Genomic DNA, 15,429 nt, shown 5'->3' on the forward strand with positions numbered 1-15,429 from the left:
AAAAAATTTTAAGACTCATTCGTCTAATGTACGTAAATAATCCCTAAAAGCCTGCCCCACTTCAGAGTGATACATTCCAAACTCAACCGTTGCTTGCAAATAACCTAATTTCGACCCGCAATCATAACGTTTTCCAAGGAATTGGTAAGCATACACTTTTTGTTCATTGACTAAGTGCTTGATACCGTCGGTTAACTGAATTTCGCCGCGGGAATCTGCACTCGTTTGTCTAAGACATCTAAAAATCTCGGGGGTAAAAATATATCTACCTACAGCCGCAAGATTTGAAGGCGCTAGTTCTCTTTGTGGTTTTTCGATCATATCGAGAATGACAGCATGATTCTCAGAGGCGTCAGCGACTCGTACAATTCCATAGTGACTCACCTCACTCCAAGGAATAGGTTGAACGGCCACAATGGAGTGCTTATCTTTTTTAAAAAGCTCAGTCATCATCGACAGGCAAGGTAATTTTGAATCATCAATGAGATCGTCTGCTAGTAAAACTGCGAAAGGATCATCACCTACCACATGTTCAGCACAAAGAATCGCATGCCCTAGCCCTAAAGGTTGATTTTGTCTCACGTATGAAAATTGAATACCGGGGGGGGAAACACTTTTTACTAGTTCAAGTAGTTGTTCTTTACCTTGCTCTTGCAAGCGTGTTTCTAGCTCGAAATGATTATCAAAATGATCTTCTATCGCCCGTTTGGTTGAACTCGTAATAAAAATCACATGGCTAATGCCCGCTCGAACCGCTTCTTCTACGGCATATTGGATCAATGGCTTATCGACAATCGGTAGCATTTCCTTAGGATTCGCTTTTGTTGCGGGTAAAAAACGGGAACCTAACCCAGCAACCGGAAAAACAGCTTTCTTTACTTGCATCGTCAATAATCTCCTTACCTCAAGATGCGATACCTATACTAAATATTTATTTTTCCCACAAGACCATCTCAGTTTTTCGCCCTGGTTCACCTCTTCTAAAGGTTAACAATGGGTGGACGACCTACAGAATAATAACACGCTAATTGAGACAGAATCACTTTAGATAATTCAAAACAATTACGACCATCAAAAAGGGGTGCATTTCCTAGCTTAGTTTTTAGACTATTAAGATTATAATTTTTAAATTGTGGCCATTCCGTTGCAATCGCCAAAGCTTGTAAAGGCGTAGTAAAAACCGCTTCCAACGAATCGCACCAACTAATCGCTGTATTGTCTGCTAATAACTGCTCTGCGGCTGGCATCGCTACTGGGTCAAAAACGCGAAGTTTAACCCCTGCTTTTAATAAAGCATTGATAATAACTAAGCTACTGGCTTCGCGCAAATCATCTGTTCCAGGTTTAAACGATACACCCCAGATTCCTATCGTTAATCCATTTAATTTTTGCTCAAAATGGTTAGTTATTTGCTCAAAAATCCAGTTTTTTTGTAAGCTATTGATTGTTTCTATGGCGTCCAACAAATTAGTATCCACGTCCACTGCTTTAGCAGTATGGATCAAAGCACGTACATCTTTGGGAAAACAAGAGCCACCATAGCCAATTCCTGCCTGTAGAAAATGAGGGCCGATACGATGATCCAAACCTATTCCTTGGCGTATTTCATCGATATTCGCCCCCAGCTTATCCGCAAGACGACTGATTTGATTTATAAAACTGATACGACAGGCCAGCATAGCATTTGCCGAATATTTAGTAAGTTCGGCAGAGCGCCGACTCATGGTTAAAACAGGAACTCCCTGTTCGCTGAGAGGCTGATAAATGGATTTTAAAACTGCAAATGTTTGCGCATCCCCGCCTATAATTACTCGGTCCGCATTTAGAAAATCATGAACAGCCGTACCCTCTCTTAAAAATTCAGGATTAGAAGCGACAGCGATCTGCACTGTCTTACCTTCGCTAGCTAACTCTTTATGAATATGCTTTTGAATTGCATCAGCCGTCCCCACAGGCACAGTGGATTTAATCACTATGAGACAGTCATGATTGACCTCTTTAGCGATTTGCGAAGCTACTGCATAAACTTGCGATAAGTCAGCGTTGCCATCAGCTAAGCTCGGTGTTCCCGTAGCAATAATATGTATTTCCGCTTGTTTTATGGCCGATGCTAAATCTGCAGTAAAATGAAGTTGTTTAGAGGCAAGTTGCTCCTGCAATAATTCAGGAAGTTGCTGCTCATAAAATGGGCATTGACCCCGCAAAAGTAGGTCTATTCGCTCTTCATTGATATCAGCACAGGTGACCCAATGCCCTAATTTAGCAAGGCAGGCCGCAGATACTAAACCCACATACCCAGCGCCATAGACCGCGATAATCATATTTATCCCTAAATAAATCTGTCCATTATCAGCAAAATAGATAAAAATGACAATTCTGTATTACTTATCGGTAGATGAAAGAAGATGTTGGATAAACACTCCATCGAACAGCAGGCTTGGGTTAATCGACCTGCGCTTTTTTTATTTTTATTCACTATTCTTGTTATTTTGCTGCGTACTTTTTTGCGCGGGCAACTTTTAGAAATAGACGAGGCCGAGCAAATCGTCATGGCTCAACAGCTCAAGCTCGGTTACCCCGATCAACCGCCCCTCTATTCTTGGCTTCAATACCTTATTTTTCAGTTACTTGGCCGACATCTAGTGAGTCTTGCTGTATTAAAATCCCTGCTGCTCTTTGGTTGTCTTTATAGTTTTCATCAAATTTGCCGCCTTTACTGTCAGTCCACTTTATTAGCCTGGTGTGCAACATTGAGTTGGGCATTTATTCCTTCAATTAGTTTGGACTTAATCAAAGACAATACCCATTCCGTTTTAGCTTTATTTGCAGCTTGCCTGACTTGGTACTGGCTTGTTGCTCCCTCAGGTTTAGCAAAAACGGCTTGGTATGCAATTTTCGGTTTGTTCATAGGCATAGGATTTCTTTCTAAATTTAATTACCTCATCTTTCTTAGTTTGCTAATTGCGAGTGCAATTTCTTTGAACGCTTATCGAGCTAAACTACTTAACTGGCATCTGCTCATTACGCTCTTTATTGCCGCTATAGTTGCTAGCCCTTATTTTTTTTGGCTTACGCACTATCCTAATCTTGCATTTCGTAGCGCTTATAAACTCACGAATGAAACTAGGCAATTTCATGGGTTCATCGATTTAATTAAAGGCTGCCTCATTTTTTTGCTCCCCAATGTCATTATTTCTGGACTTTTTTTCTCAAATTGGCGAAACACTGCCCCCATAAATCCCTCAAATTCCTTGCTTATACGCTATCATTTTATGAGCATCCCGCTGCTAATCGCTTTAGTTTTCTTTGGTGGCCTGAGTAATTTTGAAACCCGCTGGCTGATACCTATTCTTTTTCTATCTCCCCTTTTAATGTTTAATCGAGTGAAATTAATAGAGGAATTAAAGCCAAGAGTAAAACAATTTCTGATTTTGGCTTTATTGACGCAAGGTCTCTTTTTTATGGTATTAATCTATAGAGGTCATAGCGAACAAAAAAATCAGCAGCGGTTACTGATTAATCAAATGATGCAGACAATCAAAACAAAACCGCAGCCCACAGAATACCTTGTTGCGGACTCACTTTGGCTTTTAGGCAATTTCATGCTAATGCTACCTGAGCAAACAGGCTGGTTATTACATCCCTCAACTTATCCGAAATTACCTCGTGGGCATTCATTACTGATTTGGCACACGACGGAAAGGCCAATCTGGGTGGATTTTTTTGCAGGCATGCAACCGGAAGTCAGCGGCATAACTTTGATTAAAGACTCTAAGAACCAGAAAGTTGTTGCTGGTTACGCCTATTCCTCTGTGAAATGATTATTCGTTTGCTAAACTATGCTGCCTTAACTTCGCCATTCGGGATGAGCGCTCACGATGAATTAAATACAAATTTCGGGCGTAAATAAAAACGCCCGTAGATTGTCCTAAAATAAATACAGGATCGCGTTTATAAATCGAATAGAGCAGTAAAGTGATGCCACCAAATAGGCTTAAATACCAAAAAGCGACAGGAATTATACTTTTCTTCTCCCTCTCGCTGACTAGCCACTGCACAATAAAACGCGCAGAAAATATTCCTTGCCCAATAAAGCCGATAGTAAGCCAATAATAATTAATGTTCATAGCGAGTCACCTCCGGTGAACAAGGGCGCTTAAGTAACCAGCGAACGCCGATTAAATCGTGTATTCCAACGAACAGGCGATTCATCACACCATATTTAGAAACCCCATGCCATCGGGGTCGGTGGTTTACTGGCAAATTCACTAATTTAAATCCCGCTCTTTTGAATAAAGCAGGTAAAAATCGGTGTAAATGATTGAAATGGGGCAACGCTAAAAAAGCGTCACGAGGAAATAATTTTAAGCTGCAGCCGGTATCCCTGCATTCATCATTTAATAAGCGACGTCTGACTTCATTGCCAACAAAAGAAGAGAATTTACGCAGACCATTATCATCTCTTTTTTTCCGATTCCCTAAAACTACAGTCTGAGAGTCTTGTAATTGCTCAAACAAATGGGGAATGTCTGCCGGATCATTCTGACCATCACCATCCAATGTCACTAACATTGAATAACGTGCCGCTTGCGCGCCACTTAATAAGGCCGCACTTTGTCCATAATTTTGCTTATGAAATATAACACGAGCGTTGCTGTATTTTTGCGCTAAATTTTTTAACTGCTTGATAGAACCATCGGTACTACCATCATCCACAAAGATAATCTCGTAAATAAATTGTTCTGGAAGAGCAGCAACGATTTCTTGATGTAATAATTCAACATTATCCGCTTCATTATAAACTGGGATGATTATTGAGACTTCTTTCCGCTGAATAGAATCCATGTTAAAACCTAACTTTATAAAATTAAAGCATTATTAGGGGGATATTGTATGTCCCCATACAGGAGTTAGCCAGGATTTTCGTCGTAAAATGTAAAGCAGAACACCCACTTCGACTAAGGCGAGGTAGGCTGCAAATAATACATCACTCAGAAAATGATGACTAAGAAAAACTCTTGATAAGGCGACAGTGATTCCCAATAAAATAAAAGCAAAGAAATATCGCGGAAACAAAATACTTAAACCTAAGATAAGCCCCATGATGGTCGTAGTATGGCCTGAAGGAAACGACCAATAATGGGCATTCCATTTTAGCCCATAAAAACCATAAAGTTGATTATAAAGAAGCATACTAGGACGGGCGCGTCCCAAAACAATCTTAAGAAAAAAACAAATAAGACCCGGAACAGTTACACACAGAAATAAAAACCAAGCACGGGCCTCCCAGCGAGGATTCGCTGATATAAAACGGAAAATGAGTGCTAACGCTAAAAAAGTGGGAATGTAGATAACCCCTAACCCTAATCGGGTGAGAAAACTCAAAACAGGAATTTGATCTCTTAAATCAAGAACATAAAAATAATAGGCTAGTGGTTTATCAAAATATAAATAAAGACATAGGATTAAAGCGAGAAAAAGAATGATGGCCAGAGGCTTTGTCATTATTGAAAATAGGCGATCAAAGGGTGACATTTGTAACTCCAGTCGCTTGTTGTCCAACTAAAAAAAGATCTAACCACCGGCCCTTCGAGTAGTTAAATCCTTGGGTTCGAGCCAGAACCATTATATTTGTGCGATTACTAATCCATTGATCAAAAATCTTAGGCTCTATTATTGCGATACGAGAAGAATCAGACAGCAAAATTTTTGTTGCATCCAAGATGTTGGTAAATTGAACTAAGTGCGTATTTAGATTAAACACTAAACTGGGCTCCTCAAAACCCACTACTAGTAAGGGTTTATTATCCGATATCGCTTTTTTATCAATCAGTTGAATAATATTTTTTGTTAACCAAATAGGTTTTAGCTCAGGTAAAAGACTAGTAAAAATAAGTGAATAGCTCAGCAGCGCTAGTGCTAAAACAGCTAGACTTGCCCGTTGATAGAGTCCATTCCAAGCAAAATAAGCTGCTGTAGTACTTAGCACCGTGATACTTAGAAATAGAATAAACCCAGTCAGCGTAAATTGATGCATCACCACATAAGGCAAGCCTAGTAAACTGAGTGCCAACCCAATTGATAAAACCACCCACAGTACTTGCAATATATGCAACCATCTTCCTGGGTAGTTCTCCTCTTTTCTAAGGGCCAAAGCACAAAGTAAGGCGATAGCAGGAAAGGTTGGTAAGACATATTGCGGTAACTTGGTGGGCATTAATTCGAAGAAAAGCCAAGTAGGAATAATCCAGGCTAATAAAAATTTCACCACCTGGTCACAGCGATTGCGCACGGCATAAACCGCAGCTTGCCATAAAAACAGAGAAGCAGGCCAAAAGGTCAGCGGGAGAATGAAAAGGTGAAACAAAGGCGGTTTGCCATGAGACTCATGTCCACCTGCTAACTTCGGTAATAAATCTTTAGAAATGATTTTTAACAAATAATTAGACTGCTCTGCTCTATTTACCAAATAGAGCCAACTAAGACTAAGCATAAAAAACAGCAATAATCCGCTGATTATATGCAAATTACGTAACCATTTAACCTGTTTTTCTATAAGACAGAGTGTGATTATTGATAAAATCCCAATCAAGGGAGTTACCCCTTTTAATACCCCTCCATAAGCCATTGCTAACCAAAAACAAAGCGCCCAAATTGGCGATAGAGATTTATTCTGCATTCCTGCTTGGTAGATGATCCACAAAGCACCTTGCATTATTACAACGGATGACAGCAAAGAGGTATCAATCACAGCCATATGGCTTTCAACCACTAATAATAAAGTGGAAGCAAGTAAAGCGGCGGCAAGAACAGCGATCGTTTGTCCGACAAACCGTCGAAAAAAGGTGTAGCTCAGCAAAATGGAAACTAAAGCCCCTAATAACGAGGGAATACGATAAGGCCATATCGTACTGTCATCAGCATTGCTAAATAATTTCACCGACGCCGCTTGCAGCCAATTAATCCCTGGCGGTTTGCGAAAACGTGCCTGATCTTGGAAGTGAATTTGAAAAAAATTCCCTGTTTGCACCATCTGTCTACTTGCTTGTGCAAAATGAGCTTCATCTCTATCAATAACCGGCATTTTGGCAATGCCAGGTATAAGAACTAATAAAGAAAATAGCCCTAAAAGCAAATAGTTATTCAATTTTTCCAGCACTTCAGTAGAATCCTAATCACTGATGTGCTAGCGAGTATATAAGAGCTCTTCATTAAATTCTAGCGACAGGAGGTATTAAAAAGCTCATCCTTGGAGAGGATGGTCTTTTGGTGAAAAAAAACGCATATTAAGGACCTCTAAGGCTTGGCCAACGCTTTGACCCTCCGCGAAAGCTGACGGCCCAGGCCTGAGGTATCGTCAATATTTCGAGCCAAATCCAGTATTTTACTGAACCGTTCAGCCTGAGGAGGAGCGCCAGCGATGTCTCTGAACAGAGATTACCCTTGAGCAAAGGCATAACAATCCGTTAGAATTAGCCTTCCTTAAATGACAAGTCCTCTTTATGCTTGAATTATCAACTGTCCAACGAATAGTGATATGGATACTTCCGGTGCTATTTGCAATTACTATCCACGAAGCTGCACATGCTTGGGTCGCTTCACGCTGTGGTGACACCACGGCTAAAATGCTCGGACGTTTGAGTTTTAATCCAATAAAACATATTGATCTAGTGGGTACCATCCTTATCCCGATTCTAGTGCTTGTATTAAGTCAATTTAGCTTTGTGTTTGGCTGGGCAAAGCCTGTACCCATCAATGCCTCTTTACTACGTAATCCACGACGAGATATGGCGCTTGCCACAGCCGCAGGGCCGGTATCCAATTTATTAATGGCGATTTTATGGGCAGTTTGCCTTAAAGTAGGATTGATTCTTAATCCTACTACTTCTAATGCTGCCTTATTCATGGCTCTATCGGGTCAAGCTGGAATTATCATTAATCTACTATTGGCCTTCCTGAATTTGATTCCTATTCCACCATTAGACGGGAGTCGGATAGTGGCGAGTCTTTTACCTCTAAAACAAGCCATTCAGTATCAAAAAATTGAACCTTATGGTTTCTTTATTCTTCTAGCTCTTATTTTTACGGGTGCTCTCGGCTGGTTAATTCAACCGCCGCTAAGATGGTCACTGGCTGGGCTCTATGCGTTATTTGGTATATGAAGATTATCGCTGATGCCAGTTTACCGGGATTGCATCAAGCGTTTCCCAAGCCCTTTGAACTGAGTCTCTATAACAATGCCAATGAACTGCCCGAACTACTTAAGAATCAGCAAGTTTTAATTTGTCGCGCCACACTGAAGGTCAATGAAAAATTATTAAAAGGTCATGCTCTCAGCTACGTGGCGACGGCAAGCTCAGGCACAGACCATATTGATTCACTTTATCTAAAAAACAATTCAATCCAATTAATCGATGCCAAAGGAAGCAACGCGATAGCTGTTGCTGATTATGTTATTGCTACCCTCGCCTATCTACAACGCTATAAAAACTTTTCAGGTTCAAAAGCGGGTGTAGTTGGCGTAGGGGAAGTAGGCTCAAGAGTAGTCAAGCGCTTAACTGCAGCCGGCATGGAAGTGATTTGCTATGACCCGATTAAAGCAGAACAGGATGAAGAGTTTAAAAATAGTACACTTGAAGAGCTAGCTCTCTGCAATCTCATTTCCATACACGCTAATTTACATGATGAGCATCCTTACCCAAGCTCTAATCTTTTTAATGAATCATTACTTAAGCAATTAAAACCAAACACCGTTATTATTAATGCATCACGCGGCGGCATCGTCGACGAAGAAGCCCTGTTGGAGCAGAAAAAGACGCTGATTTATTGCACCGATGTTTTTTCTAATGAGCCCAAAATAAATTCTAAAATTATCGAGCTAGCAACTCTCTGTACTCCACATGTCGCAGGTCATAGTATTGAAGCAAAATATCGAGCAATTGAGATGATTAGCGAAAAATTGCATGCTTATATGCAACTAGAATCGCCGCAATTTAATTTTTATCCGAAGGCTCCAAGCCTTTCTTATGAAGAAAAAAATTGGCAAGATTTAGCTTTAAAATTATACAACCCTCTTCATGAAACCCTGCAATTAAAAACAGCAGCTAATCTCGAATCGGCTTTCTTAAATCTTCGCAAAGCCCATCAAAATCGTTACGATTTTTGTTGTTATGCTCTTTCAATGAGTAATCATAAAATTAGTAAAATTTTTGGATTTTAAGTTGGGCTGGTCAAATCCAGTTCAAAAAGTATATTTTCCAATTCCGTTTCTCGATTTGTTTTAGCTTGGGAGAATAATAAGGTTTTTCCCATACAACTGCGAGCTAGCATAACGAAAGGAAAAGTAAGGCTAAAAATCTGTAAAAAGTCAGCAAAACCACGTAAAAAAGCATCTTGATGATGAAAATGCTCATGTGCAAGCTTTAACAAATGATCTTTGGTTTTCCCAGTAACCTCGTTTAACAAGAGATGATTTAGTGCTGCTTTTTCAAATTGATATAAATCTTGCCACGTTTGCTCTACGGGATACTCCCGAACAAAATCGTAAATTGCATTGATTAGAAGAGCTTTATTTTTGTCTAAATTGCATGGAAACCGATCATCTAAAACAGTGTTCATTGTTTCAAGAGCTTGCTTTTGTTCTGGCAATAGTTCAGGTAAGCACTTATTCTCAACTGAAGGCACTGACGGGCTAGGAATAGTTTCTGAAGGACTTTGTGAAAAAAATCTTCCTTTAGCTGCTCTCAGTCCTAATGATTCTATATTTTCCATATAGCGAATCGCAGACGTCAATACTTCTTGAGTAGGAGGATGATCCCCCTCAATAAAGGCCTTTAACAAGTCGAAACGTTGTCTCTTTGACAACCAATCATATTCGATAAGCTTAAGAAAAAGGTCATGCTTTGATTGCTCAAGTTTTGGTTCTTCGATTTGACATAAATACTGGGTGACTTCAATAGCTCCGTGAAAACAGGCGTTTTCCAAAGCTTGGAAGATATTATTAGAATCGGGTAGACTTTCTGCTGATTTTATATCAAAAAAGTATTGGACTTTCTTCAAATCATTGTTACCTGCTGCAAATACTAGTACTTTTTTTTCGTTCTCACCCAAAGCCACAACCACCTACCTATGTTTTAAAACATTATATCGAATAACAATTGATCACAAAACAGACATCTCGAATCATTGTAAATCAAATAATTATAATTTCAACTGTCATTTAAGTCGATTTCCGAGAATTCAAGCGACGAATCACTTCTTTATCGGAGTAGGGATAATAAATATTACCAATTTGTTGATAATCCTCGTGGCCTTTGCCTGCTACTAAAATAATATCTTCTTTATTCGCTAAGCTAATAGCCTTGACAATTGCTTGCTCGCGCTCTGGAATTTTATAAATATTGGTTTTAGAGAAAATGCCCGCTTCAATTGCTTCGATAATGGCAAGTGAATCTTCGTTGCGTGGATTATCATCGGTTAAGATAGCCACATCGGCATACTCGCTGGCAATTCTACCCATGATTGGGCGTTTGGTTTTATCCCGCTCACCACCGCAGCCAAATACAAGAATAATTCGCCCTTTTTTCACATTCTGTAAGGTCGCTAAAACATTCTTCAACGCATCTGGCGTGTGTGCATAATCAACAATGGCATAGGGCTCTTTTGCTACAATTTCCATTCGTCCAGGGGCAGCTTGTAATTGAGCCATTACGGGAACGACTTGTTCCACCGGATAACCATAGGCTAATAAGCTTGAGAAGACCGCTAGGGCATTATATACATTAAAAAAACCCAAGGCATTAATTGTTAACTCATGCTCTCCCCAAGGAGAACTTAGGTCAATTTTTGTGCCTCTAAGAGTGACATCGCAATGCAAAGCCTTCACATCCGCAGCTTCCTTCACACCATAGCTGAGGATTTGCTCTGCTTTAGAGCGTTGATGCATCAATAAACTATAGTTATCATCTTGATTTATAATTGACCATTTTAGCGTGGGTTTCGCAAATAGCATTGCTTTAGCATCCGCATAGGCTTCCATGGTTTGATGATAATCTAGGTGGTCATGACTAAGATTGGTGAAGATAGCTTGCTGAAAATCTATACTATCGACTCGTCCTTGGCACAAGGCATGCGAGGAAACCTCTATGCATACCTGTTTAATCGAATTTTGCTCATACTCGTGCATGAGCTGCTGTAAGCAAAGCGCATCTGGAGTAGTATTAATTAAAGCCTGTAGCGCCCTAACCTCCCCTTGACCTATCGTTCCGATATACGCTGAGTGACTACCTAACAAGTTATGCGCCTGTGCAAGTTGATAAGCGATGGTTGTTTTTCCATTTGTTCCCGTCACCCCTATGACATCCATTTTCTTAGTTGGTTCACCGTAAAATCGACTAGCAATTCCTGCAAGTTTAGTAGCTAAACCAGGTAGAGCAACAGAAGGTACTTCGGTAGGAATTGGATGACTTAATGGCCAATTTTCAGGTTCATAAACAAAAGCTGCCGCTCCAGCATTAATCGCCTGGTAAATAAAAAGACGGCCATCCGCCACAAGACCGGGGTAAGCAATAAATAAAAAACCTGGCTTAATTTGCCGACTATCATTATGCAAACCTAAAATATCACAATCAGGAACCTTAGCTTTCACCCAAGGTTGCATTAGCTCGGCAAATTTCATTCATCACCTCATATAGTAGATTGATCAGGTGGGATATCAAGAATGCGTAAGGCCCCAGACATCACTTGGGCAAACAGCGGCGCAGCAACAGCTGCTGCATAATAGCCGTTTTTAGTGGGCTCGTGGATTACCACAGCGACAACTAATCGAGGATGTGAAACCGGTGCAATACCAACAAAACTAGCAATATGACGATTTTTTTCATAGCCATTTTTCCCTGCAATTTGCGCAGTCCCTGTTTTTCCAGCCACACGATATCCAGGTACCCTTGCGGAGCGACCAGTCCCTTCATTACCCAATACTGCTTCCAGCATCGCAAGAACCTGTGCTGCTGTTTTCTTATCTAAGACCTGCTCACCAACCACTTTTGCTTCAGTATGCAGCAGGGATACGGGGATTAGCTGTCCTTGATTGGCAAAGATCGCATAACCTCTAGCTAATTGGAGCGTAGTAACTGTCATGCCATAACCAAAGCTCAAGGTACCGAGCACAAAGGGATTGGCATCTTTAACATTAATAATGCCACCATCACTTTCTCCGGGATAACCACTTTCTGTTCGCTGGCCAAAACCAGATCGCTGCAATAAACCGATTAACTGGTCTGGTGGGCTCGCTAAAACCATCTTTGACACGCCGACATTACTTGAGTGCTGCAGCACCCCTGTCACATCCAAAACGCCATAATTATGGAGATCACGAATGGTATGACCATGAACAATCATCCAACTTGGACGAGTATCAATAACCGTATCAGGTTTGAAAAGACCACTACCTAAAGCACTTGCTATGCTAAAGGGCTTTATCACTGATCCAGGTTCAAAGGTATCGGTCAGCGCCTTATTGCGATAACTGTCTAAAGTATAACGACCACGCGCATTAGGATTAAACGAAGGCGCATTCGCTGCAGCCAAGATTTCTCCATTTTGGGTATCCAACACTATGACCGAGCCGGATTTTGCTGCAAACTTGTCCATCGTATTTTGTAATTCATGATAGGCTAAATATTGAATTCGTCGATCAATACTCAATACTAGATCATGACCCGGCCGAGGCGCTTTCAGTAAACCGAGCTCTTCAATGATCTGTCCCATTCGATCTTTTACTACTCTCTTCTTACCATTGATCCCCATTAACCAATCTTGATAAGCGAGTTCTAAACCTTCAATGCCGATATCATCGATGTTAGTAAATCCAAGCAGCTGCGCTGTACTATCACCTTCCGGATAATAGCGTTTGAATTCTTGTTGAAAATTAACGCCTGGAATACCAAGTTCTTCAATTTTTTTCGCCAACATCGGAGGTAACTGACGATGCAAGTAGAGAAACTCGCGAGTACTCGCCTGCCTTACGCCGGCCTGTAAGCTTCTAGATGAAAGTCCTAATAATCGACATAATTCTGCGAGCTGCTTGCTATCGGGGGCAAAGGTTTTAGGATTGATCCAAACTGATTGTACAGGTGTGCTGACTGCAAGAGGAATTCCATGTCGATCAGTGATCATCCCTCTGTGCGCTGAGATATCCACTACTCTTAAGCTACGGGCATCGCCTTGTCCTTGCAAAAACTGGCGATGCAAAATCGTTAAATCTAGCATGCGCCATAAAAGAGCCGCAAGTAATAAAAGGAAAAAACTGGAAATAACAATTAATCGTGCCCAGTGGCCATTATTTTTCATTCTGTTCGCAATATAAAAATTTCTTTATCCGCTGGCAGTCTCATTTGCAATTTCTCTACCGCCAACTGCTCTACTCGAGCTGGCGTAGCAAGACTAGCTTGCTCGAGAAGTAATTGGTCCCATTGTAATTGTAATTGATTAGCCTGCTGCTCTAAGCGCTGCAATTGACTAAAATAGATGCGGTGCTCGTTGGTAGTATAAACAATAGCTAGTGCAGTGACTAGAACTGCAAGCAATAGTGTTAAAAGAAAACAAAGCTGTTTTGAGAGCCGCATATCGGATAATTGTCCACTAAAAAAATTGCTTTGATTAATCGCTCTGGCCGCGGCGTTCATGCTAATTTTTCTCCTATTCGTAAAACCGCGCTACGAGCTCTGACATTTTGTTTAATTTCACTGTCAGAAGCTTTTATAGCTTTACCTATTCTCTTAAAATTAGTTTGAATCTCTTCATTGCGAATGGGCACTCCGGGAGGAGGACGCTGGCCATACTCTTTATTCCTCATAAATTGCTTAACGATCCGATCTTCCAAGGAATGAAAACTAATGACTACCAAGCGACCACCGATAGCTAAGACATCCATTGCTAAATCCAGCGCTTTGATTAAGTCATTTAACTCTTGATTTACATGAATACGTATTGCTTGAAAGACTCGCGTCGCAGGATGTTTATGTTTTTCCCATTTTGGATTAGCTTGCTTAACAATTTCTGCTAAAGCCTCGGTCGTTTTTATGGGGGCGTCTTTTCGCGCTGCCACAATCGCTCGTGCTATACGGCCGGCAAATCGCTCTTCACCATACTCTCTAAAAATCGCAGCCATCTCGTCGGCTTCAGCATTATTTATAAAACGGGCTGCATCTAACTCTTGGTCTAAATTCATACGCATGTCCAAGGGGCCCTGCTGCATAAAACTAAATCCACGCTCAGGGTTATCTAATTGTGGTGAAGAAACCCCAAGATCCAACAAAATACCGTTGATATGTCCGTAAACTTTCGCTTCTTTCGCCCATTCAGCGAGATTTGCGAAAGAACCATGATAAATTTGAAACCGTTGATCCTCTGCAAAATGCTGTTCAGCATAGCTGATTGCTTCGGGATCTTTATCAACGGCTATCAATCGTCCAGAGTTAGATAATTGCTGTAAAATAGCTCGGCTATGACCGCCTCGACCGAAGGTTCCATCAACATAGATACCGTCTGCCTTAATAGCTAAGCCATCGATTGCCTCTTGCAGCAACACTGATTGATGCACTGTCATATTTAATTTCCATTACAAAGAAATAGTTTTCATCTCATCAGGCAATCCATCTCTTGATGCCTCTTCCTCTAGCCACTGCTCACGCTTAGTTAGCCAAAGGGTTTCATTCCATACTTCAAATTTATTTCCCTGACCAATCATCACCACTTTTTTATCAAGTTGCGCGTAGTCTCTTAATAGCTGAGGCAACAGTACTCGCCCGATGCTATCCATTTCCACATCCGTTGCATGACCCATCAATAAGCGCTGAATTCGTCGTGCAGCCGCATTAAAGCTCGGCAAACTTTGTAATTTCGCTTCAATAATTCGCCATTCCGCCAGTGGATAAAGCAATAAACAGGTTTCTTCAGTATCAATAGTCACTACCAAGGAAGCCTCATCTTGACTACTCAAGGCATCTCGATAGCGGGTAGGTACTGTAAGACGACCTTTTCCGTCAATAGTAATGGCATTAATTCCACGAAACATGACTATTATTTATGCAGTTAGGTTTGGTTATTAATTGCCTCGTTAGATTTTAATCAAATAGTCAATTGATAACCATAACCTTCCCACAATTCTCCACTTTTTTATTATTTTAAACCACTTTCATACACTATAGAAACACAATTTCCCAAGCGTCAACCCCTCACTGAAGATTTTTTTAAAAAAATACAGGCAAGGTGGTTTGTTATATTGAAATTTGTTTTTATTTGTTTCTTTTTGAGTTAAACATGATCATTTAAAATGGAGGGTAACGGCGGCGGGAATTTTGAATTTGAGAAATTGGATAATATTCTCGCGGGGGGGGGGGAATCACCTAGCTTGCTAGGCAAGTCCAA

15 protein-coding genes are annotated in these 15,429 nt (G+C 40.7%); 3 read left to right on the plus strand and 12 right to left on the minus strand.

Annotation, left to right across the window (positions count from 1 at the left end):
- Positions 1 to 15: 15 nt before the first annotated feature.
- Together galU and Ldro_RS10045 are read right to left on the minus strand one after the other, a co-directional pair.
- A complete protein-coding gene (gene galU, locus Ldro_RS10040) occupies positions 16 to 885 on the minus strand; it encodes a UTP--glucose-1-phosphate uridylyltransferase GalU (RefSeq protein WP_058496287.1) in 870 nt (289 codons plus the stop codon).
- A gap of 95 nt (positions 886 to 980) precedes the next feature.
- On the minus strand, positions 981 to 2,321 hold the full coding sequence (locus Ldro_RS10045) for a UDP-glucose dehydrogenase family protein (protein ID WP_058496288.1): 1,341 nt from the start codon (positions 2,319 to 2,321) through the stop codon (positions 981 to 983).
- An 84-nt stretch (positions 2,322 to 2,405) separates the two neighbouring features.
- Here Ldro_RS10045 and Ldro_RS10050 point away from each other — a divergent pair, with 84 nt between their 5' ends.
- Complete coding sequence (locus Ldro_RS10050; protein ID WP_058496289.1) at positions 2,406 to 3,821, plus strand: ArnT family glycosyltransferase; 1,416 nt, start codon at positions 2,406 to 2,408, stop codon at positions 3,819 to 3,821.
- Here Ldro_RS10050 and Ldro_RS10055 read toward each other — a convergent pair whose 3' ends face one another.
- The 4 genes from Ldro_RS10055 to Ldro_RS10070 are packed head-to-tail and all read right to left on the minus strand — an operon-like array spanning position 3,822 to position 7,159.
- Complete coding sequence (locus Ldro_RS10055) at positions 3,822 to 4,127, minus strand: lipid-A-disaccharide synthase N-terminal domain-containing protein (protein WP_058496290.1); 306 nt, start codon at positions 4,125 to 4,127, stop codon at positions 3,822 to 3,824.
- The gene (locus Ldro_RS10060; RefSeq protein WP_058496291.1) at positions 4,117 to 4,845 is read right to left on the minus strand and encodes a glycosyltransferase family 2 protein; all 729 of its coding nucleotides are present in this window, start codon (positions 4,843 to 4,845) and stop codon (positions 4,117 to 4,119) included. The genes Ldro_RS10055 and Ldro_RS10060 overlap by 11 nt, the downstream gene beginning before the upstream one ends.
- Positions 4,846 to 4,878: 33 nt before the next feature.
- Positions 4,879 to 5,535 (minus strand): phosphatase PAP2 family protein, encoded by a 657-nt coding sequence (locus Ldro_RS10065; RefSeq protein WP_058496292.1) that lies wholly within the window; start codon positions 5,533 to 5,535, stop codon positions 4,879 to 4,881.
- Positions 5,522 to 7,159, minus strand: a complete 1,638-nt coding sequence (locus Ldro_RS10070) for an ArnT family glycosyltransferase (protein WP_058496293.1) — start codon at positions 7,157 to 7,159, stop codon at positions 5,522 to 5,524. Before Ldro_RS10070 ends, Ldro_RS10065 begins: the two co-directional genes overlap by 14 nt.
- Before the next feature lie 343 nt (positions 7,160 to 7,502).
- Here Ldro_RS10070 and Ldro_RS10075 point away from each other — a divergent pair, with 343 nt between their 5' ends.
- Both Ldro_RS10075 and Ldro_RS10080 read left to right on the plus strand, forming a co-directional pair.
- A complete protein-coding gene (locus tag Ldro_RS10075; RefSeq protein ID WP_058496294.1) occupies positions 7,503 to 8,162 on the plus strand; it encodes a site-2 protease family protein in 660 nt (219 codons plus the stop codon).
- Positions 8,159 to 9,220: an NAD(P)-dependent oxidoreductase gene (locus tag Ldro_RS10080; protein ID WP_058496295.1), complete on the plus strand. Its 1,062-nt coding sequence runs from the start codon at positions 8,159 to 8,161 to the stop codon at positions 9,218 to 9,220. Before Ldro_RS10075 ends, Ldro_RS10080 begins: the two co-directional genes overlap by 4 nt.
- Here Ldro_RS10080 and Ldro_RS10085 read toward each other — a convergent pair.
- The 6 genes from Ldro_RS10085 to mraZ form a co-directional block, all read right to left on the minus strand.
- Positions 9,217 to 10,110 (minus strand): hypothetical protein, encoded by an 894-nt coding sequence (locus Ldro_RS10085; protein WP_131764308.1) that lies wholly within the window; start codon positions 10,108 to 10,110, stop codon positions 9,217 to 9,219. The genes Ldro_RS10080 and Ldro_RS10085 overlap by 4 nt on opposite strands.
- A 109-nt stretch (positions 10,111 to 10,219) precedes the next feature.
- Entirely contained in the window at positions 10,220 to 11,677 is a 1,458-nt protein-coding gene (locus Ldro_RS10090) for a UDP-N-acetylmuramoyl-L-alanyl-D-glutamate--2,6-diaminopimelate ligase (RefSeq protein WP_058496297.1), read from the minus strand.
- A gap of 8 nt (positions 11,678 to 11,685) precedes the next feature.
- Positions 11,686 to 13,350: a peptidoglycan D,D-transpeptidase FtsI family protein gene (locus Ldro_RS10095; protein ID WP_058496298.1), complete on the minus strand. Its 1,665-nt coding sequence runs from the start codon at positions 13,348 to 13,350 to the stop codon at positions 11,686 to 11,688.
- Positions 13,347 to 13,685: a cell division protein FtsL gene (ftsL, locus tag Ldro_RS10100; protein ID WP_058496299.1), complete on the minus strand. Its 339-nt coding sequence runs from the start codon at positions 13,683 to 13,685 to the stop codon at positions 13,347 to 13,349. Before ftsL ends, Ldro_RS10095 begins: the two co-directional genes overlap by 4 nt.
- Complete coding sequence (gene rsmH, locus Ldro_RS10105) at positions 13,682 to 14,608, minus strand: 16S rRNA (cytosine(1402)-N(4))-methyltransferase RsmH (protein ID WP_058496300.1); 927 nt, start codon at positions 14,606 to 14,608, stop codon at positions 13,682 to 13,684. The genes ftsL and rsmH overlap by 4 nt, the downstream gene beginning before the upstream one ends.
- Positions 14,609 to 14,620: 12 nt before the next feature.
- Positions 14,621 to 15,076, minus strand: coding sequence for a division/cell wall cluster transcriptional repressor MraZ (gene mraZ / locus Ldro_RS10110; RefSeq protein WP_058496301.1), 456 nt, complete (start codon positions 15,074 to 15,076; stop codon positions 14,621 to 14,623).
- Between the last annotated feature and the right edge of the window lie 353 nt (positions 15,077 to 15,429).

Origin of the sequence: Legionella drozanskii LLAP-1 (assembly GCF_001467585.1) — a bacterium.
GTDB classification, from domain to species: Bacteria; Pseudomonadota; Gammaproteobacteria; order Legionellales; family Legionellaceae; genus Tatlockia; species Tatlockia drozanskii.

Excerpts from the sequence above, each read along its gene's own strand:
- galU (WP_058496287.1), bottom strand. The coding sequence starts at position 885 with ATGCAAGTAAAGAAAGCTGTTTTTCCGGTTGCTGGGTTAGGTTCCCGT.
- Ldro_RS10045 (WP_058496288.1), bottom strand. The coding sequence starts at position 2,321 with ATGATTATCGCGGTCTATGGCGCTGGGTATGTGGGTTTAGTATCTGCG.
- Ldro_RS10050 (WP_058496289.1), top strand. The coding sequence starts at position 2,406 with ATGTTGGATAAACACTCCATCGAACAGCAGGCTTGGGTTAATCGACCT.
- Ldro_RS10055 (WP_058496290.1), bottom strand. The coding sequence starts at position 4,127 with ATGAACATTAATTATTATTGGCTTACTATCGGCTTTATTGGGCAAGGA.
- Ldro_RS10060 (WP_058496291.1), bottom strand. The coding sequence starts at position 4,845 with ATGGATTCTATTCAGCGGAAAGAAGTCTCAATAATCATCCCAGTTTAT.
- Ldro_RS10065 (WP_058496292.1), bottom strand. The coding sequence starts at position 5,535 with ATGTCACCCTTTGATCGCCTATTTTCAATAATGACAAAGCCTCTGGCC.
- Ldro_RS10075 (WP_058496294.1), top strand. The coding sequence starts at position 7,503 with ATGCTTGAATTATCAACTGTCCAACGAATAGTGATATGGATACTTCCG.
- Ldro_RS10080 (WP_058496295.1), top strand. The coding sequence starts at position 8,159 with ATGAAGATTATCGCTGATGCCAGTTTACCGGGATTGCATCAAGCGTTT.
- Ldro_RS10090 (WP_058496297.1), bottom strand. The coding sequence starts at position 11,677 with ATGAAATTTGCCGAGCTAATGCAACCTTGGGTGAAAGCTAAGGTTCCT.
- Ldro_RS10095 (WP_058496298.1), bottom strand. The coding sequence starts at position 13,350 with ATGAAAAATAATGGCCACTGGGCACGATTAATTGTTATTTCCAGTTTT.
- ftsL (WP_058496299.1), bottom strand. The coding sequence starts at position 13,685 with ATGAACGCCGCGGCCAGAGCGATTAATCAAAGCAATTTTTTTAGTGGA.
- rsmH (WP_058496300.1), bottom strand. The coding sequence starts at position 14,608 with ATGACAGTGCATCAATCAGTGTTGCTGCAAGAGGCAATCGATGGCTTA.
- mraZ (WP_058496301.1), bottom strand. The coding sequence starts at position 15,076 with ATGTTTCGTGGAATTAATGCCATTACTATTGACGGAAAAGGTCGTCTT.